Genomic DNA, 17129 nt, shown 5'->3' with positions numbered 1-17129 from the left:
GTCAGGGGCGTCCGGTGTCCTGACCGATGTCGGCGAGCAGGCCGGTGAACCACGCCTGCCCGGCGTCGAACGGCTTGTGCCCGGCGATCCGCTCGAACTCGATCGCGCGCAGCTCGTCGTCGTGGTCCTCGTCGTGGCCGATCACGCCCGCCGTGCCGTCGAGGGCGCAGGCGACAGCGAGCTCGGCCATCTCGCGGATGAGGGCGAGGTCGGTCTCGTTGGCGGGTGCCGAGCGGGAGAAGTAGCCCGACTTCTGCACCATCTTCTTCTCGGCGCCGATCGCCTCGGCGAAGCGGTCGGCGAAGTAGCGGCCCGGGTTGATGGTGTCGATCTGGACGTGCCCGAAGGGGTCGCGTTGCACGGTCTCGCCCAACGCCTCGAGGTGGGCGACGATGTCGTCGACGCCGGCCCCCTCGGCGAGGAAGATGTTGACGCAGCCGATCTCGTCCATGACCTCGCGCAGGCGGTCCGCCTCGGCGGCGAGGTCGATCGCCAGCTCAGGCACGTAGACCGCGTGGATCGCCCACTTCCGACCGTCGAGGCCGATGCCGGGGAGCCACTCCTGCTCGGCGTGCCAGGCCATGTAGTCGCGGGCGGCTGCGGCGGTCAGCCAGCCGCTGGCCCGCCCCATCACCTCGTGGACGATGAGCATCCGAGGGTTGGAGCCGTGCTCGGCGAGGACGTTCTGGGCGAACCGTGACGCCTGCTGGGCCGCGGTCAGCGCGCCGAGGCTCTGCCGGATCGGCACGATGTCGTTGTCGATGGTCTTGGGGAGGCCGACGACCGTGAGCTCCGAGCCCTGGGTCGCGAGGTAGGCCGCCAGGTCGGCCGCCGCCGTGTTGGTGTCGTCGCCGCCGATGGTGTGCAGGATGTCCACCCGGTCGGCCTGCAGCGCCTTCGCGGCGACCTCGAGCGCCGTGTCGCTCCGGCCGATCAGGCCCCGCCGGCGGCAGTCGTCGTCGTTGGTGAGCTTGACCCTGCTGTTGCCGATCGGGCTGCCGCCGAAGCGGTGCAGCAGCGCGGCGCCGGCCCGCTCCTCGGCGCCGATGGTGATGCTGTTGCCGGTCAGCAGGCCGTGGTAGCCGTGCCGGTAGGCGATCAGCTCGATGTCGGGGTCGGTGGCGTCGTAGGTCTCGATGAGGGCGCCCACCGCCGATGAGAGGCACGGGGCGTATCCGCCCGCGGTCAGGATCGCAACACGCTTCGGCATGGAGAGCAGGGTAGTTGGATCGATACAAGCCCGGAAGGTGCGTCCCACTCCACCCCTCGGGGCGCACGTCGGCCTTCCCGGCGTGACCCGGGCGCCGACACGGCGTTGTCCGGGTGCTGCGGTGGTTGCCACGCCCCCGCGGCAAGGCCATTCTGGTAGGCGCCGTGAGCTGCACGGGCCGATGAGGGGAGTGTTCGATGAGCGCGACGGAAGCCGAGCAGCAGGACGTCAACGGACCGGAGACCACCGACCTCAAGCGGGTGCTCGGCCCCAAGCTCCTGCTGCTGTTCATCGTCGGTGACATCCTCGGTGCCGGTGTGTACGCCGTCACCGGGAAGATCGCCGGACAGGTCGGCGGCATCGCCTGGCTGCCGTTCCTGGTGGCCTTCGCCGTCGCGACCGTCACCGCCTTCAGCTATCTCGAGCTGGTCACCAAGTACCCGCAGGCCGCCGGTGCCGCGCTCTACACGCACAAGGCGTTCGGCATCCACTTCATCACCTTCCTCGTGGCGTTCACCGTGGTCTGCTCCGGCATCACCAGCGCCTCGACGTCGTCCAACCTGCTCGCTGCCAACCTGCTCATCGGCTTCGGCAACGACGACCCCAGCCCGAGCGCCATCCTGATCACGGCGCTGCTGTTCATGCTGGTGCTCGCCGCGATCAACCTGCGCGGCGTCGGCGAGAGCGTGAAGTTCAACGTTCTGCTGACGCTCGTCGAGATGACGGCCCTCGCCATCGTCATCGGCATCGGCGTCTGGGTGATCGCCCGTGGCGACGGCGACCTCTCCCGGGTCACCGTCTTCGAGAGCCCCGACGACAAGGGCCTGTTCATGGCGGTCACCATCGCCACCGCCATCGCCTTCTTCTCCATGGTGGGCTTCGAGGACTCGGTCAACATGGTCGAGGAGACCCAGGACCCGCTGCGCATCTTCCCGCGCGCGATGCTGACCGGCCTGGGCATCGCCGTGCTGATCTACATGCTGGTCGCGATCTCGGTCGTCGCGGTCATCCCCGCCGGGCAGATCGCCGAGCCCACCAACGCGGAAGCCGGGATCCTGCTCGACGTCGTCAAGATCGGTGCACCCGACCTGCCGATCGACACGATCTTCCCGTTCCTCACGGTCTTCGCGGTCGCCAACACCGCCCTCATCAACATGCTGATGGCGAGCCGGCTCATCTACGGCATGGCCCAGCAGGACGTGCTGCCGCGGTCCCTCGGCAAGGTGCTCCCGGGCCGTCGCTCGCCGTGGACCGCCATCGTCTTCACCACGCTCCTGGCGCTGGGCCTGATCAGCGTCGTCACGCTCGACTCGGAGTCCTCGGTCGTGGGGGCGCTGTCGGGCACCACGGCCCTCCTGCTGCTGGCCGTGTTCACCATCGTCAACATCGCGTGCCTGATCCTGCGCCGCGACCCCACGCCCGAGCGCGCCTTCCGCGCACCGACGGCGCTACCGGTCATCGGTGCGATCTGCTGCGGCTACCTCCTCGGTCCGTGGGCGCGCCTGGAGGCCGACATGGTGCAGTACAAGATCGCGGCCGGCCTGCTCGCCATCGGTGTGGTCCTCTGGGCGCTGACCTGGATGACCAACCGCGGCGTGCGCGCCAAGAAGACCGGCTTCCGCGACATCGACCACCTCGAGTGAGGCACCCCGCCGACACGGCGGGGTCCCGCACGCGTGCGTGGGCCCTGCCGTCTACGGTGGGGCGGGTGAGCAAACGACCTGTGGGGCCCGTGCTGGCGTTGCTGGTGGCCGGCGCGCTGGGCTGCTCGACGGTCTCCCCTTCGGCGCCGACCGCGAGCGCCACGCCGAGCTCCGACCACCCGGCGCCCACGATCTCGGACGCCACTCCGGGGGGCGGCTCGACGACGCCCGTGGGACCGGCCGCCGAGCGCGGGCCGCGCGACCGGCCGTCCGTGCCGGCGGCACCGGAGCTGGCCGGGGCCTACCGGTTCGTCTCGGCCCCCGACTTCCTCAACCAGGACGTCGCCGACCTCACCGCCGACGGGCGCAAGCAGTTCGTCGACAAGCGCACGGGAGAGGTCGCGAACTCCACCAACGCCGACTACGAYGCGGCGCTCGACCACGTGATCGACGAGATGGCGTCGCACGGCACCGACGACGTCCTCGTGGCGGGCGACCTCGTCGAGGGACGCTGGGGCCGCGACGACGCGCGCACCGGCGTCTTCGGTCCGGTGCGGACCCAGTCCCAGCGCCTGCGGGCCTGGCGCCGCGCGGCGGACGTCTACTTCCCCGCATGGCGTGACCGGTTCGAGGGCCGCGGCCTCACGACCTACCCCGCCCTCGGCGACCACGAGATCGGTGACGACCCGTGGCGGGCCCGCAACAACCGGTGGATCGACTTCAAGCGCCGCCACGTGCCCGAGTTCAAGCGGATCTACGCCGACCACATGCTGACGGGCGAGGGCGGACGACCCCGGTTCGCCGACCGGCCCTCCGGGCAGGCCCGCCGCACCGCCTACGCCGTACGCCTCGACGCCGACGTCCTGCTCGTCACGCTCGACGTCTTCGAGCGCCGTGGCGGTGACGTGCACATGTCCGTCGACCCCGCGCAGCTGCGCTGGCTCAAGGGTGTCCTCCGGAAGGCCCGGAAGGACGACGTGCCGTGGGTGATGGTCCAGGGACACGTCCCGATGACCCCGAAGGTGCGCGTCCGCAACTCCAGCAACCTCGTCTACGAGAAGGGCGTGCGCTCCGACCTGTGGAAGGCGATGGTCGACGGCGGCGTCGACGTCTACCTCAGCGGAGAGGTGCACGACCAGACGGTCCACGAGCGCGACGGCATCCTGCAGGTGTCGCACGGGTCGCTCCTCTACCGCGGTGAGGCGTCCTACGTCCTCGGCCAGGCCACTGCCGACCGGCTGGTGCTGGAGAACCACCAGTTCCGCGGGGAGATCGGGTTCGAGGACCGGCTCTGGACCACGTCGCGCCAGGGGGCGCCGGGTCACATCAGCTACCCCGACGCGTCCGTCGTCACCGGCACCCTCGTCGCCAGCCGCACGCGTACAGGAGGACTGCGCGTGGACGACGCCGAGGGCGTGCTCGCACCCCTCGACTGAAGCACCCGCCCCGGGCGTGCGCGGCGTCACGCGTTCAGGGGTCGGTCACGGTTCGGGCGGGGCGGGGCGCGCGCCGTACCCTTGTCAGGTGACCGCGATCCCCACCCTCGAGCAGTTGCACGCCCTCGGGCCGAAGCAGCAGCCGACCTATCCCGACTCCGGGGCGGTCGACGCTGCCGTGGCCCGACTGAGGACCGTGCCGCCGCTCGTGTTCGCGGGTGAGTGCGACGACCTGACCGCCAAGATCGCCGCGGTGACGCGGGGCGAGGCCTTCCTGCTCCAGGGCGGCGACTGCGCCGAGACCTTTGCCGGCGTGACTGCCGACAACGTCCGCAACAAGCTGCGGGTGCTGCTGCAGATGGCGGTCGTGCTGACGTACGCCGCCTCGGTCCCCGTCGTGAAGCTGGGCCGCCTCGCCGGTCAGTACGCCAAGCCGCGCAGCTCCGACGAGGAGACCCGCGACGGCGTGACCCTCCCGGCCTACCGCGGCGACGCGGTCAACGGCTACGGCTTCACGCCCGAGGCCCGCATCCCGGACCCGCAGCGGCTCGTGGACGTCTACAACTCCTCGGCCGCCACGCTCAACCTGGTGCGGGCGTTCGTCACCGGCGGCTACGCCGACCTCCGCCAGGTCCACACCTGGAACACCGACTTCGTCCAGACGTCGCCGTTCGGGCAGCGCTACGAGGCGATGGCCGACGAGATCGAGCGCGCGCTGACCTTCATGAAGGCGATCGGCGCAGACCCCGACGAGTTCCATCGCGTCGACTTCCACTCCAGCCACGAGGCGCTGCTGCTGGAGTACGAGCAGTCCCTGACCCGCATCGACTCGCGCACCGACGAGCCCTACAACGTGTCCGCGCACTTCGTGTGGATCGGTGAGCGCACCCGCCAGCTCGACGGTGCCCATGTCGAGCTGCTGTCGAAGATCAAGAACCCGATCGGGATCAAGCTCGGCCCGACGACGACGCCCGACGACGCGCTCGCCTACGCCGCCCGCCTCAACCCCGACAACACCCCGGGCCGGCTCACCTTCATCACCCGCTTCGGCGCCGGCAAGATCCGCGACGGGCTGCCCGCCCTCGTGGAGAAGGTCACCGCCGAGGGCGTCAACGTCGCCTGGGTCTGCGACCCGATGCACGGCAACACCTTCGAGGCGTCCTCGGGCTACAAGACCCGCCGCTTCGACGACGTCATCGACGAGGTCCAGGGCTTCTTCGACGTGCACCGCAGCCTCGGCACCTGGCCCGGCGGCGTGCACGTCGAGCTCACCGGCGACGACGTCACCGAGTGCGTCGGCGGCGGCGAGGAGATCGACGAGGTGGGCCTGGCCCACCGCTACGAGTCGGTCTGCGACCCGCGTCTCAACCGGGTCCAGTCGCTCGAGCTCGCCTTCCTCGTGGCGGAGATGCTGCGCAAGGCCTGATCGCCCGCCCGCGGGCGGTGGCCGAGCCACGTCCGGGCCGGCGGGAAGGTGGGTGGGCCACCGCTCGAGGACGGTCCCGAGGTGCCCGATAGGTTCGGCGGGTGATCGACCTGCGCTCCGACACCCTGACCCGCCCGACCGACGCGATGCGTGAGGCGATGGCCCGCGCGGAGGTGGGCGACGACGTCTACGGCGAGGACCCGACGGTCGCGGCGCTGGAGGAGCGGGTCGCGGGGATGTTCGGCCATGAGGCCGCGTTGTTCACGCCGACCGGCTCGATGGCCAACGTGCTCGCCGTGGCGAGCGTCGTCTCGCCGGGCGAGGAGGTGCTGTGCGAGTCCTCGGCCCACATCGCACGCGCCGAGCTCGGTGCCCACGGCGCCATCACCGGTCTCACGATGCGCACCTGGACGAAAACGCGCGGCCAGGTCGACCTGCCGGCGATCGAGGCGATGCACGCCCCTGACATGGGTCCGTTCTTCGTGCGCACCGCCGCGGTGTCGGTCGAGAACACCCACAACTTCGCCGGCGGGGCGGTGCTGCCGATCGAGGACCTGCGGGCGCTGCGGGCGTGGGCCGAGATCAACGAGACCAAGGTCCACCTCGACGGCGCGCGGCTGTGGAACGCCCACGTCGCCACCGGGACGCCGCTGGCGGACTACGGCCGCGTCACCGACGTGCTCGCGGTGTGCCTGTCCAAGGGGCTCGGTGCGCCGATCGGGTCGTTGATGGTCGGCTCGGCGGACGCGATCGCCGTGGCGCGGGTGCGGCGCAAGCGGATGGGCGGCGGGATGCGCCAGGTCGGCGTGCTCGCGGCAGCCGGTGCGTACGCCCTCGACCACCACGTCGAGCGGCTGGCCGACGACCACGCCAACGCGCGGCTGCTCGGCGAGGCGCTGGGGCTCGACCCTGAGGTCATCGACACCAACATCGTCGTCGTCGAGCGCCCGGACGCCGCGTCGTTCGTGGAGCGGGCTGCCGCTGACGGTGTGCGCATCGCTGCCGTGGGACCGCGCACCGTGCGCCTCGTGACCCACCTCGACGTCTCGCGCACGGACGCCGAGCGTGCGGCCGCGGTGCTCAGCCGGCTCGCCGCCCCCTGACGCTGACCTCGCTGATCGCGGTGTAGTCGCGACCGAGGCTGCCGGAGCCCGGCGGTGTCACGGCGTCGATCGTGATGGTGATGGTGCTCGTCTCGCCCGGCGGGACCTTGAGCCACTGCATGGCCGGTCGCTCGGCGAAGGACTGCTCGATCGACGAGCCGTTGTCGAAGCCCCAGGTGACGGACAGGATGCGGCGGTTGTTGGGGTACCAGTCGACCCCGGCGACCTGCTTCGCGTAGCCGTTGACGAGCCCCACCCTGGTGACCACGCCGGGCTCGGTCAGCGTCACCGTGATGGTCCCGCCGGTGGCGTCACCGGCCGTACGCCACGCCGTGGCCGGGTTGCCGTCGCCCATCTGGCTGGCTTCGTAGGCCACCAGGTTGCCGTCGAAGTCGGTGGTCGGCGGTGCCGTGCCGGGGACCTCGAAGGTCGCGCCGCGGGCCAGGTCGAGCGCCTTGCCCACGCCGACCGGTGCCTCGCCGCCGCCGTCGTCCGTCGGCTCCGGTCCGTCCGTCTTCCCGGCGCCGGGGTCCGGCGCCTGCGAGGTGCCCGTGGCGGCGTCAGCGGGATCGGTGGCGACCTCGTCAGCGTCGGTGTCGAAGACCCGCAGCAGCAGGAAGGCCAGGCCCACCAGCAGCGCGGCGCCCAGGACCCACCCGAGCCACGCCAGGCCGTGCACCGGGAGGTCGCCGTCGTCGTCGTCGACCTCCTCGTAGGGCAGCAGCTCCTCGCGGGGGTCCCACGTCGCACGCCGCGAGGGAGGAGGGCCCGGTTCGTCGGGTACGACGTCGGGCGGGCTGGTCGGCGGGACCGGGGTGGGGTCGGCTGCCTGGACGGGTGGGACGACGGGGGCCGGGGCCACGTCCGCGTCCGGCGCGGGGTCGTCATCGACGGGCGACTCGGCAGCGGGGTCGGCAGCCGGGACGGCAGCGGTGTCGGACGCCTGCGGCGGCGCCTCGTCGGCCGGAGCCGGACGCTCGCGGGCCGGAGCCGTGGCGGTCACGGTCGGCGACGACGGAGCGGGTGGTTGCTCGACGGGGAGCGGCGCGGGCGCGCCGATGCGGTGCCCACAGTTGAGGCAGAACCGCCCCACCCCCAGCTCGGCGCCGCACGCCACACACGTGTCCACGGGCCCCACGATAGGGGGACGGACCCATGCAGGGTTCCACCCGAGGGACGGTGGGTCCTACACGGCGATGTGCGCGACCTCGCCCTCGACCACCCGGCGCGGGGCGAGCTCGACGGTCAGCATCGCCACCAGGACCATCGACCCGCCCAGCAGCAGCCGCGTCGTCAGGTCCTCGCCGCCGAGCCAGACCGCGAAGAACGAGGCGAACACCGGCTCCATGCTCATGATGATCGCGCAGCGCGTCGGCGGGAGGTGCGCCTGCGCCCACGTCTGGCCGAGCAGGCCGAGCGCGCCGACCACCACCGCCATGTAGAGCACCGACCACCAGTCGGCGGCCCGGTCGGGCAGGACGATCCCGTCGGGCGCGGTCGCCAACGTGCACACCACCGCGATCACCATGACCTGCAGGATCGTCATGCCAACGGCGTCCTGGGCGGTCGACCACGCGCCGAGCCCGACGATGTGCAGCGCGTAGAGCACCGCCGACGCCAAGGTGATCAGCTCGCCGTAGCCGATGCTGAGCCCGTTGAGGGCGAGCACGCCGAGCCCGACGGTCGCGAGCGCGACGGCCGCCCAGGTGATCGGCGGGATCCGGGTGCCGAGGATCGCGGCGGCCAGCAGCGGGGTGCACACGACGTACAGGCCGGTGACGAACCCGCTGATGCTCGCGGGGGTGTGCGCCAGGCCGGCGGTCTGGAGGATCTGCGCGACGCCGTAGAGGAGGCCGAGGACCATCGCGTGGCGGCGGACGACGGGGGAGAGCCGGCCGAGGGCCTTCGGCGCCACCACCAGCAGGGCGAGCGAGGCGATCGCGAACCGCAGGGCCAGGAAGTCGAGCGTCGGGACCCGCTCGAGGAGGTCCTTGATCATGAAGAACGTCGAGCCCCAGCACGCCGCCAGGGCCAGCAGGGCGGCCGTCGCGAGCAGGGACGTACGACGGGTCTGCTCGGCGTGCACGGACGAAATCTAGGGGGTCAGACGAGGAACAGCGTGATCGTGGAGCCCTTCGGGACCTCCTCGCCGGACCCCGGGTCGGAGCTGGCGACGAAGCCGAGCCCGAGGTAGGTGTCCGACTCCTTGGTCTCGACCTCGAAGCCGAGGCCCTCGAGCAGCTCGGTCGCGGCCTCGACGCCCATCGCCTGCACCCGCGGGACCTCGACCAGCTCGGGGCCGAGGGAGACCACGAACGACACCGTGTCGCCCCGGAAGAGGCTGGCCGTGGGCGGGTCCTGCGAGATGACGTCGCCCTCGGCGACGGTGTCGCTGTACTCCTCGCCGGTGACGCTGACCTGCAGGCCGCGCTTCTCGAGCGCGGCCGAGGCGTCGTCGAACGACTTGCCCGTCCAGTCCTTCACCTCGATCGGCTTGCGGCCACGGCTGAGCACGAGGTCGACGTTGGCGCCGGGCTTGAGGGTGGTGCCGGCCTTCGGCGACGTGCGGATGACCTGCCCCTCGGGCACCGTCTCGCTCCAGCGCGCCTTGCTCGCGCCGAAGGCGAGGTTGGTCGCGGCGAGCGCGTCCTGGGCCTGGTCCTCGGTCTGCCCGGCGAGGTCGGGCACGTCGTAGCGCTCGGGGCCCAGCGACAGGGTGAGGGTGACGGTGCCGCCGTCCAGCACCTTGCCGCCCGGTCCCGGGTCGGTCGCGATGACCAGCCCGGCGGTGACGTTCTCGCTGTACGCCGGCTCGCCGGCCTCGGCCTTGAGACCAGCGTCCTCCAGTTCGACGGTGGCGGCGGCCTCGTCGAGGCCCAGGACGCCGGGGGTGGTGGTGTAGCGCTCCCAGCCGAACCACCACGCGCCTGCCGCGACGCCACCGACCAGCAGCACCGACAGCAGGAGGAGCAGCGGGCCCTTCCTGGACCGGCGGCGCGCGGTCGTCTCGACCGGTGCCACCCGGGTCGGGGCACGACCCGGGGCCGGCCGCGCACTGGTCGGCGCGGCCGGGAGGGTGGTGGTCACGGCTCCCGTGGGAGGGATCGCGGTGCGCATCGGCTCGGTGACGGGGCCGCCGGCCGGCTCGTCGGTCCCGGCCGGTCCGGCAGGGGGAGCGGGGTGCCGCTCGAGGGCGGTGGTGCGGTCGGGGCTGCCGTCGTCGACGAGACCCGAGTCGCGCGGGTCGACCTCGGTCAGCAGCGCGAGCGCGCCGGCGTCGAAGGGCTCGGGGGTGGTGTCGTCGGTGGAGGGGGCCTGGTCGCCCGTCTCGACCGCGCGCCGGGGGAGCAGGTCGCCAGCCAGCTCGGGGTCGGAGGCCAGGCCCTCGCGCAGCGCCTGCTCGACCCGGTGGAGGTGGTGCAGCATGACGGTGGCGTCGGCCGGGCGCTGGTCGCGGTCGCGGGAGGTCGCGCGCGCCACCAGGGCGTCGACGTAGTCGGGGATGCCGGGCTCGACCAGCGACGGCATCGGCACGTCGTGGTGGACGTGGCGGTAGGCCACCTGGATCGGTGACTCGCCCTCGTGGGGCTTCCTGCCGGTCAGCAGCTCGTAGAGCACCACGCCGGCGGCGTACACGTCGGCCCGGGCGTCGGAGCGGCCGTCGATCACCAGCTCCGGCGCGAGGTAGGAGACGGTCCCGATGAGCACGCCCCCGGTCGCGGTGTGCTGGGTGTCGGCGCTGACCGCCTTCGCGAGGCCGAAGTCGGCGACCTTGACGGTGCCACCGTGCGCCTCGTCGGCGATGAGGACGTTCTCCGGCTTCACGTCACGGTGGACCAGCCCGGCCCGGTGCGCGGCGGCGAGCGCGGAGATCACCGGCTCGAGCAGCGCCAGGGCCCGCGCCGGCGGCATCGGGGACTCCTTGCGCAGGACGTCGCGGAGGGTGTGGCCCGGGACGTACTCCATCACCAGGAAGATCGTGTCGGTGCCGTCGGAGGTGTCGTCGCCCTGGTCGTAGACACCCACGACGTGCGGGTGGTTGAGGCGGGCGGCGGCGCGCGCCTCACGCACGAAGCGCTGGGCGAAGTCCTGGTCGTCGCCGAGCCCGGGATGCATCACCTTGACCGCCACGGTGCGGTCGAGCCGGGTGTCGGTGGCCTCGTAGACACTGGCCATGCCACCGCGAGCCACCCGGGCGAGGATGCGGTAGCGGCCGTCCAGCAGCCGTCCGACCAGGGGGTCGCCAGACGCGCCGGGCGCGGTTGCGCGGGCGTGCTCGGGTGGCTCCACTGGTCGACCTCCAAGCCGGACCTGGGGCGAGACGGGGAAGGATCCGGCGCGCCCATCGTACGGAAGCAGCGCCTGCCCCCGCGCTCAGGCGCGGCTCCGGCGTGGCGTCCGACGTGGTCGCGGTGCGCACGGAGGCCGGCACGCAGGCGTCAGGACGGTGGCCGACCGGCCTCGAGGCGTTGCTTGATCGCCACGACGTTGGCGACGTACGCGCGGGTCTCGTCGTACAACCCGTGCCGCCGCACCGCGCCGAGGCCCTGGTAGTAGGCGCCGATCTTGTGCGTACGACGATGGGTGTGGCGCGCGAGGACCTCGAGCAGCAGCACGCCGGCTGTGGCGTTGTCGCCGAGCCTGTCCAGGTCGAGCGGACGCCCGGCGTAGTGCTCCATCCAGCGTCCCGTCGGGGGCAGCACCTGCATGGCCCCGATGGCGTCGGCGTGCGAGACGAGGCCCATCTGCCACCCGGACTCCTGCCAGGACACCGCCAGCGCGAGCTGCGGGTCGACGCCGTGGTTGCGGGCCGCGCCGGCGATCACACGGCGGACCTTCTCGCGGTCCCGGTCGGGGTGCTGCCACATGGCGGTCGGGGTGCTCCCGCGGGTCTTGCCGACGACCGGGATCTCGATCCGCTGGCCGACCTCGAGCGCGCCGTCCCTGCCCAGGTGGTTGTGGGAGACGATCTCGGCCGTCCACGCGTGGAGCTGCACGGCGAGGCCCGAGACGGTGTCGCCCGGCTCCACGACGTACGACACCAGCGTGCGGCCGGACGGGATCCGCTCGTGGTCGGCGTGCGCGGGCGTGGCCAGGCTCGACAGCGTGGTCACGGCGAGCACGAGCCCGGCGGCGCACCGCGCGAGCCGACGGAACGGGCCGGTCGGTCGGGCCGGTCGGGCTGGTCGGGGGTGTGGGGGCACGGGGTTGCTCCTCGTCACGTCCGCTGCGCCCGAGGGTCCGAGGCCCGCGGGAGGGAAGCGCGCGAACGAGCAGTCGACGCTAGCCACTGCGGGCCGCGGGACGCGAACGGCGGCCGGGCCGGGCGTGTCGCCCCGGCCACGGCCGCCTCGCGTGGGTGCTCCGGTCCGAGGCCGGTCAGCAGCCTCCGTTGAACGTGCTGAGCTCGAACTGGGGAGCCTTGATGGACTTCTCGTTGGGTGCGCGCATCGACCAGTAGCGCATCCAGTCCATCTGCATCCGGGCCGGGTCCATCGTCTTGCCCTTCTTCGCGCGCAGCTCGAACTTCAGCTGCCGCGGCACCGGGTCGAGGGCCTCGTTGCGGCGCTCGGTGTGGATGACGTGGGCGTCGACGAACCAGGAGATGTGGTCCTTGGCGACCTCGACGGCGTACGTGTGCCAGCGGTCGTTGCGCAGGTGGCGGCCGAGGAACCCGCGGTAGGAGCTGTTGGGGAGCGTGTGGACGTAGGACTTCACGGTGTTGGTGCCGAGCGTGAAGTTCTGGATGCCGATGTCGCGGCCGCCGCAGTGCTGGTCACGGGTGCCGCCGGGGACCAGCTCGGTGACGACCTTGAACGGCTTGCCGCCCTTGACCTTCGCCATGGTGCGGGCGCGCATCCGGATCTCCCAGCGACCGTAGGTGCGGCCCTTGAGGTCGAGGGTGGCCGACACGCTGCCGCGCTTGGTGCTCATCAGGGTGAGCATGCCGTTCTGGGTGCGGACGACGCCGCGGCCCTTCTTCTTCCAGAAGCCCGGCTTGGGGCCGATGAACTCCTGGCGGAACACGCCGTGCTGGTACCAGCCGAACGTGTTGCCGGCGTGGATCGGGCCGGGTGCGCCGTCGTAGTGGTCGGCCGAGGCGGGGGACACGACCGGGGAGAGCGTGAGCGCCAGCAGGCCCACGAGGGCTGCTGCGAGTGCGGATCGGAGGGGGTGCATCCCCGGCACGGTACGGACCACCCGCCGGGGTGACAACTTCGGCGGCCTCGCACGACTTCGCTGCTGCGAGGGCGCTCTCATAGGCTGCAGCCATGACTGACGTCCCCCTCGCCGACCGTGACCTGGCCGCCCTCGTCCCCGAGTGGCTCGACTGGAACCAGGTCGCCGAGCTGCTCGGCGTGACGCCGGGCAAGGTGCGCACGATGATCCGCGACCACGAGCTCGCCGCCGCGGTGCCCGTGCCGGGTGCCGGCCCGCGGGTGCCGGCCGACTTCATCCAGGACGGCCTGGTGGTCAAGGGGCTGCCCGGCCTGCTGGTGCTCCTGCACGACCACCGCTTCGACGACCGCGAGTGCATCGCCTGGCTCTTCACCGACGACGACCTCCCGGGTCGCCCGATCGACGCCCTCCGCGAGAACCGCGGCAGCGAGGTCAAGCGCCGCGCCCAGGTGCTGGAGTACTGATGGCCCCGGCCGCGTCGACGGGCAGGCAGCGCTACCGCTGGCTGCTGCTCCTCGCGGCGGCGGCGATGCTCGTCGCCTGGCTGGTCTCCGGCGGCGGTCAGGGCGACGACGACCCCGCCGGTGACGGCGGGTCGACCTCGTCGACGACCTCGTCCCCGTCGCCGTCCTCGTCCCCGGACGACGCGACCGGCGCGACCGATGCGGCGAGCGGCCTGCCCGTCGTACGCCTTGCCGCCCTCCCGCCCGAGGCGGCACGGACCGTCGAGCTGATCGACGCCGGCGGGCCGTTCCCCGAGCCCGACCACGACGGCGGCACCTTCGGCAACCGTGAGGAGCTGCTGCCCGACCAGCCGATGGGCTACTACCGGGAGTACACGGTCCCCACTCCCGGCGTCGATCACCGTGGTGCGCGCCGCATCGTGGCGGGCGACGGCGAGGAGCTCTACTGGACCGACGACCACTACAGCTCGTTCTCACGCATCAGGAGGTAGGAACGTGAGTGGACTCGCAGCGGTGCTGGCAGGGCACGAACCCCCGGGCATCCACCTCTGGCACGGCGCCTTCGACGTCGCCGACGTACGCCACTCCGTCGAGCACGCCGGGTGGGGCTTCGGCTGGGTGGACGGCTGGACCGGCGCCGACACGAAGCCGGCCTTCCTCGCAGCGGTGGGCGAGGCGCTCGACTTCCCTGACCACTACGGGCAGAACTTCGATGCCCTCGCCGACTGCCTCCACGACATCGGGAGCGGTCGCGACGGAGTCGTCCTGCTGTGGGACGGCTGGTCGACGCTCGCCCGCGCGGACGAGAAGGCCTTCAGCATCGCCCTCAGCGTGCTGGGCTCGCGGGTCAACGACGAGCGAGGCGTGCCGTTCACCGTGCTGCTGCGGGGCGAGGGTCCYGTCGTGCCCGGGATAATCAGCCTCGACTAGACCGAGCGCTGGGTGGCCGCTGCCGCCAGCTCGACGAGCACGTCCCGCGCGTGCGCGTCGATGTCGGCTGCCCGGAGGGCCTCGACCGCGTGGTCGGACAGCTGGCCGATGACCGCCTCGACCTGCGCGCGCGCCCCGGAGTCGTCGATGATGCCGCGCAGCTCGTCGACGTCGGTGGCGGTGAGCGACGTGCCCAGCGCGGCGTCGAGGCGCTCGGCCGCGGCGCGGGGAGCGGCATCGAGCGCGAGGGCGACGAGCACCGTGCGCTTTCCCTCGACGAGGTCGTCGCCGGCCGGCTTGCCGGTCTCCTCCGGGTCACCGAACACCCCGAGCAGGTCGTCGCGCAGCTGGAACGCCTCCCCCAGGGGCAGGCCGAAGCGGCCGAGCTGGTCGAGCTGCCCGGGCGTGGCCCCGGCGAGGGCGGCGCCGATGTGGATCGGGCGCTCGATGGAGTACTTGGCGGACTTGTAGCGCAGCACCGTCATCGCCGTCTCGACGTCCGCCCGGCCGCGCGCCTGCACGGAGACGTCGAGGAACTGGCCCGCGATGACCTCGTTGCGGCACTGCTCGAAGATGGCCAGCCCGGGAGCGACCTCCTCGGCGGGGAAGCCGCTGCTCCGCAGCATGTCCTCGGCCCAGCCGAGCAGGAGGTCGCCGAGCAGGATCGCGGCGGCGGCGCCGTACTGCTCGGGGTCGCCGCGCCACCCGGCGGCACGGTGCTCGGCCTCGAACGCGCGGTGGGTCGCGGGCCGGCCGCGCCGGGTGTCGGAGGCGTCCATGAGGTCGTCGTGGACGAGCGCGCTGGCGTGCAGCACCTCCAGGGAGGCGCACGCCCGGGCCAGGGCGGCGTCGTCGTCGACCGACGGCCGGATGGCCCGGTGGCCCCAGTGGCAGAAGGCCGCCCGGAACCGCTTGCCCCCGCTGACCGCCGTACGTGCCTCGGCGATCAGGCGGCCGGCGTCGGGACCGAGCGGGGCGAGCTCGGCCCCACGTTCGTCGAGGAAGGCATCCAGCACCTGCTGGACCCGGTCGCGGAAGTCGGCGGGGTCCCAGGTCGTCACCCATTCAGCCTAAACACTGGACACGGCGCCGAGGACGGCGCGGTCCTCCGTAGGCTGTTGCGCATGACGCACGGACGGGGACAGAGCATGCGCGAGCTGCTCGCGCGCGGAGACCGGTCGTTCTCCTTCGAGTTCTTCCCGCCCAAGGACGAGGCCGGCGAGCAGCAGCTGTGGCAGGCGATCACCGACCTCGAGCCCTACGGGCCGACGTTCGTGTCGGTGACCTATGGCGCGGGCGGCACGACGCGCGACCGCACCGTGGCGATCACCGAGCGGATCGCCCGGGAGACCAGCATGATCCCGGTCGCCCACCTGACCTGCGTCGGGCACACGACCGACGAGATCGCCGCGATCCTCGACGACCTCGGCAACGCGGGCGTCGAGCACGTGATGGCGCTGCGGGGCGACCCGCCCGGAGGTCCCGGCACGCCGTGGACGCCGACGGACGGTGGGCTCACGTACGCCAACGAGCTGGTCGCACTGATCAGGGAGCGCACCGACATGCGCATCGGCGTCGCCGCCTTCCCCGAGGGCCACGTCGACGCGGCGGACCTCGACCAGGACGCGCAGGTGCTCAAGGCCAAGCACGACGCCGGTGCGGAGTTCGCGGTCACCGACATGGTGCTGCGAGCCTCCGACTACGTCGCGCTGGTCGAGCGGGCCGCCGCCGTCGGGGCCGACTTCCCGATCATCCCGGGCATCATGCCGATCCTGAACCTGCGCTCGATGGAGCGGATGGTCGAGTTCTCCCGCCGCCAGCTGCCCGAGGAGACCACCGTCCGCCTCACGCCGTACGCCGACGACCCGGCCCGGTTGCGGGCCGAGGGCATCGCGATCGCGACCGAGCTGTGCGCGACGCTGCTCGACGCCGGGGCGCCGGGCCTCCACTTCTACACGCTCAACCGGTCCAAGGCGACGCGCGAGATCTTCGCCAACCTGCAGATCACCGTCTGACGCGCATGCAGACCGTCACCGTGACCGGCACCGGCGTGGTCGCCGTCGTGCCGGACAGCGCGGTGGTGCGGCTCGCGGCCGTGGCACGAGGCAGCAGTGTCGCCGAGGCCTACGCGGCGATGGCTGCGGCCGCCGCCACCGTCGTGGAGGTCGCGCAACGCCACACCTATGAGCGCCGGGTCGCCTCCTCCGGCATCTCCGTGTGGCCGGCGCGCGACCACGAGGGGCGCGAGGCCGGCTACGAGGCGCGGCACTCCTACGCGATCGCGTGCCCGGACCTGGCGGCCGCCGGGGCGCTGCTGGGCGACCTGACGGGCGAGGTCGGCGACTCGCTCGCGATCGACGGGGTGGCCCTGGAGGTCACCGAGGACCACGGAGCCGGTGCCCGGGCCCGCGAGGCCGCGTTCCACGACGCCCGCGAGCGGGCGGCCCAGCTGGCCCGGATGGCCGGTGCGGGACTCGGCGCCGTGCAGACGATCGTCGAGGGTGATGCCGACCGGGGCCCCTCGCCGATGCCGAAGATGGCGCTGGCCCGCGCGTCGGCAGGTGACCTCGAGCCGGGCGAGGCGTTGGTCGCCACCACCGTCACGGTGGTGTGGGAGCTCGCCTACTGACGTGGGGCCCGGCCGACCATCTCGGCCACCAGCGCGGCACTGAGGCCGGCGAACGGCAGGCCCGACCCGGTGGTGGCGTGCGCCCCGGCGGCCAGCACGCCGGCGATC

General features: G+C 72.5%; 16 protein-coding genes and 1 pseudogene. 9 read left to right on the top strand and 8 right to left on the bottom strand.

What is annotated here, in order from left to right; genetic code table 11:
- Nucleotide 1: 1 nt before the first annotated feature.
- Nucleotides 2-1210 carry a pyrophosphate--fructose-6-phosphate 1-phosphotransferase gene (locus AC1DP1_RS14800; protein ID WP_477507455.1) on the bottom strand — a complete coding sequence of 403 codons (1209 nt, stop codon included), beginning with the start codon at nucleotides 1208-1210 and terminating at the stop codon, nucleotides 2-4.
- A gap of 197 nt (nucleotides 1211-1407) precedes the next feature.
- On the opposite strand from AC1DP1_RS14800, the gene AC1DP1_RS14795 reads away from it, so the two are divergent.
- From AC1DP1_RS14795 to AC1DP1_RS14780, 4 genes are all read left to right on the top strand, one after another.
- Complete coding sequence (locus AC1DP1_RS14795; protein ID WP_477507454.1) at nucleotides 1408-2853, top strand: APC family permease; 1446 nt, start codon at nucleotides 1408-1410, stop codon at nucleotides 2851-2853.
- Between the two features lie 65 nt (nucleotides 2854-2918).
- Nucleotides 2919-4289 carry a metallophosphoesterase family protein gene (locus tag AC1DP1_RS14790; RefSeq protein WP_477507453.1) on the top strand — a complete coding sequence of 457 codons (1371 nt, stop codon included), beginning with the start codon at nucleotides 2919-2921 and terminating at the stop codon, nucleotides 4287-4289.
- Nucleotides 4290-4377: 88 nt separating this feature from the next.
- Nucleotides 4378-5715 (top strand): class II 3-deoxy-7-phosphoheptulonate synthase, encoded by a 1338-nt coding sequence (locus AC1DP1_RS14785; protein ID WP_477507452.1) that lies wholly within the window; start codon nucleotides 4378-4380, stop codon nucleotides 5713-5715.
- A 101-nt stretch (nucleotides 5716-5816) separates the two neighbouring features.
- Entirely contained in the window at nucleotides 5817-6818 is a 1002-nt protein-coding gene (locus tag AC1DP1_RS14780; RefSeq protein ID WP_477507451.1) for a threonine aldolase family protein, read from the top strand.
- Here AC1DP1_RS14780 and AC1DP1_RS14775 read toward each other — a convergent pair.
- The 6 genes and pseudogenes from AC1DP1_RS14775 to AC1DP1_RS14750 all read right to left on the bottom strand — a co-directional run bounded on the left by AC1DP1_RS14775 (nucleotide 6796) and on the right by AC1DP1_RS14750 (nucleotide 12998).
- Nucleotides 6796-7947, bottom strand: coding sequence for an NADase-type glycan-binding domain-containing protein (locus AC1DP1_RS14775; RefSeq protein WP_477507450.1), 1152 nt, complete (start codon nucleotides 7945-7947; stop codon nucleotides 6796-6798). The genes AC1DP1_RS14780 and AC1DP1_RS14775 overlap by 23 nt on opposite strands.
- Nucleotides 7948-8004: 57 nt before the next feature.
- The gene (locus tag AC1DP1_RS14770; RefSeq protein ID WP_457185429.1) at nucleotides 8005-8904 is read right to left on the bottom strand and encodes a DMT family transporter; all 900 of its coding nucleotides are present in this window, start codon (nucleotides 8902-8904) and stop codon (nucleotides 8005-8007) included.
- Between the two features lie 17 nt (nucleotides 8905-8921).
- Nucleotides 8922-9935 carry a Stk1 family PASTA domain-containing Ser/Thr kinase gene (locus AC1DP1_RS14765; RefSeq protein ID WP_457185620.1) on the bottom strand — a complete coding sequence of 338 codons (1014 nt, stop codon included), beginning with the start codon at nucleotides 9933-9935 and terminating at the stop codon, nucleotides 8922-8924.
- Nucleotides 9936-10175: 240 nt separating this feature from the next.
- Nucleotides 10176-11108: pseudogene (locus AC1DP1_RS14760) on the bottom strand (protein kinase domain-containing protein); the annotation flags it as partial.
- Between the two features lie 149 nt (nucleotides 11109-11257).
- The gene (locus tag AC1DP1_RS14755; protein ID WP_477507449.1) at nucleotides 11258-12022 is read right to left on the bottom strand and encodes a transglycosylase SLT domain-containing protein; all 765 of its coding nucleotides are present in this window, start codon (nucleotides 12020-12022) and stop codon (nucleotides 11258-11260) included.
- 175 nt (nucleotides 12023-12197) lie between these two features.
- Nucleotides 12198-12998 carry a glycoside hydrolase family 16 protein gene (locus AC1DP1_RS14750; RefSeq protein ID WP_477507448.1) on the bottom strand — a complete coding sequence of 267 codons (801 nt, stop codon included), beginning with the start codon at nucleotides 12996-12998 and terminating at the stop codon, nucleotides 12198-12200.
- Between the two features lie 92 nt (nucleotides 12999-13090).
- Here AC1DP1_RS14750 and AC1DP1_RS14745 point away from each other — a divergent pair, with 92 nt between their 5' ends.
- From AC1DP1_RS14745 to AC1DP1_RS14735, 3 genes are read left to right on the top strand one after another with little or no spacing between them, the layout of a single operon-like run.
- Complete coding sequence (locus AC1DP1_RS14745) at nucleotides 13091-13462, top strand: Rv2175c family DNA-binding protein (RefSeq protein WP_477507447.1); 372 nt, start codon at nucleotides 13091-13093, stop codon at nucleotides 13460-13462.
- The gene (locus AC1DP1_RS14740; protein WP_477507446.1) at nucleotides 13462-13953 is read left to right on the top strand and encodes a guanyl-specific ribonuclease; all 492 of its coding nucleotides are present in this window, start codon (nucleotides 13462-13464) and stop codon (nucleotides 13951-13953) included. Before AC1DP1_RS14745 ends, AC1DP1_RS14740 begins: the two co-directional genes overlap by 1 nt.
- Nucleotides 13954-13957: 4 nt before the next feature.
- Nucleotides 13958-14392 carry a barstar family protein gene (locus tag AC1DP1_RS14735; RefSeq protein WP_477507445.1) on the top strand — a complete coding sequence of 145 codons (435 nt, stop codon included), beginning with the start codon at nucleotides 13958-13960 and terminating at the stop codon, nucleotides 14390-14392.
- Here AC1DP1_RS14735 and AC1DP1_RS14730 read toward each other — a convergent pair.
- Nucleotides 14389-15453 (bottom strand): polyprenyl synthetase family protein, encoded by a 1065-nt coding sequence (locus tag AC1DP1_RS14730; RefSeq protein ID WP_477507444.1) that lies wholly within the window; start codon nucleotides 15451-15453, stop codon nucleotides 14389-14391. The genes AC1DP1_RS14735 and AC1DP1_RS14730 overlap by 4 nt on opposite strands.
- Before the next feature lie 63 nt (nucleotides 15454-15516).
- On the opposite strand from AC1DP1_RS14730, the gene metF reads away from it, so the two are divergent.
- Both metF and AC1DP1_RS14720 read left to right on the top strand, forming a co-directional pair.
- Entirely contained in the window at nucleotides 15517-16407 is an 891-nt protein-coding gene (metF, locus tag AC1DP1_RS14725; protein WP_477507443.1) for a methylenetetrahydrofolate reductase [NAD(P)H], read from the top strand.
- A 5-nt stretch (nucleotides 16408-16412) separates the two neighbouring features.
- Nucleotides 16413-17021, top strand: a complete 609-nt coding sequence (locus tag AC1DP1_RS14720; RefSeq protein ID WP_477507442.1) for an SIMPL domain-containing protein — start codon at nucleotides 16413-16415, stop codon at nucleotides 17019-17021.
- Nucleotides 17022-17129 lie beyond the last annotated feature (108 nt).

This window comes from Nocardioides sp. P4_G10 (assembly GCF_056401175.1).
The sequence above is the reverse complement of the archived record's forward strand: the minus strand, read 5'-3'. Positions and strand labels throughout refer to the sequence as shown.

Coding starts and splice junctions, on each gene's coding strand:
- metF (WP_477507443.1), top strand. CDS start 15,517: ATGACGCACGGACGGGGACAGAGCATGCGCGAGCTGCTCGCGCGCGGA.
- AC1DP1_RS14765 (WP_457185620.1), bottom strand. CDS start 9,935: ATGCGCACCGCGATCCCTCCCACGGGAGCCGTGACCACCACCCTCCCG.
- AC1DP1_RS14750 (WP_477507448.1), bottom strand. CDS start 12,998: ATGCACCCCCTCCGATCCGCACTCGCAGCAGCCCTCGTGGGCCTGCTG.
- AC1DP1_RS14745 (WP_477507447.1), top strand. CDS start 13,091: ATGACTGACGTCCCCCTCGCCGACCGTGACCTGGCCGCCCTCGTCCCC.
- AC1DP1_RS14795 (WP_477507454.1), top strand. CDS start 1,408: ATGAGCGCGACGGAAGCCGAGCAGCAGGACGTCAACGGACCGGAGACC.
- AC1DP1_RS14800 (WP_477507455.1), bottom strand. CDS start 1,210: ATGCCGAAGCGTGTTGCGATCCTGACCGCGGGCGGATACGCCCCGTGC.
- AC1DP1_RS14720 (WP_477507442.1), top strand. CDS start 16,413: ATGCAGACCGTCACCGTGACCGGCACCGGCGTGGTCGCCGTCGTGCCG.
- AC1DP1_RS14740 (WP_477507446.1), top strand. CDS start 13,462: ATGGCCCCGGCCGCGTCGACGGGCAGGCAGCGCTACCGCTGGCTGCTG.